Source organism: Comamonas sp. FG99, from assembly GCF_057808605.1.
In genome coordinates this window covers 1-621 of the sequence record NZ_JBMDII010000089.1, presented here as the reverse complement: position 1 = coordinate 621, position 621 = coordinate 1, and the positions used below count along the sequence as shown (strand labels likewise).

General features: G+C 53.8%; 4 tRNA genes. All 4 read right to left on the bottom strand.

Annotated features, from left to right (window positions below):
• Window position 1: 1 nt before the first annotated feature.
• Window positions 2–86 (bottom strand) — tRNA-Leu (locus tag ACODRX_RS25850).
• Window positions 87–166: 80 nt separating this feature from the next.
• Window positions 167–251: transfer RNA gene (locus tag ACODRX_RS25845), tRNA-Leu, on the bottom strand.
• 80 nt (window positions 252–331) lie between these two features.
• Window positions 332–416 (bottom strand) — tRNA-Leu (locus ACODRX_RS25840).
• Window positions 417–527: 111 nt separating this feature from the next.
• Window positions 528–612, bottom strand: a tRNA-Leu gene (locus tag ACODRX_RS25835).
• Window positions 613–621 lie beyond the last annotated feature (9 nt).

Below are 621 nucleotides of genomic sequence, written 5' to 3'. Positions count from 1 at the left end.
TTGGTGCCCAGGAGAGGACTCGAACCTCCACGGAGTTACCCGCTAGTACCTGAAACTAGTGCGTCTACCAATTCCGCCACCTGGGCTTTCAGGATTTCAACGATGAGGATGCATCCAAGACATGCATCGGTGCCGCACGCTGCGAAGGAGCCTGCTGCAAAAAACTTGGTGCCCAGGAGAGGACTCGAACCTCCACGGAGTTACCCGCTAGTACCTGAAACTAGTGCGTCTACCAATTCCGCCACCTGGGCTTTCAGGATTTCAACGATGAGGATGCATCCAAGACATGCATCGGTGCCGCACGCTGCGAAGGAGCCTGCTGCAAAAAACTTGGTGCCCAGGAGAGGACTCGAACCTCCACGGAGTTACCCGCTAGTACCTGAAACTAGTGCGTCTACCAATTCCGCCACCTGGGCATTTCAGGATTTTGGGCGCCGGCCGGACAGGCCTTTGCCAAAATGCTTTTCCTTCAACGAAAATTTCATTTCGCCAGGTTTCACAAAACAAGTTGCACTTGTCGTTAAACTTGGTGCCCAGGAGAGGACTCGAACCTCCACGGAGTTACCCGCTAGTACCTGAAACTAGTGCGTCTACCAATTCCGCCACCTGGGCATTTCAGGA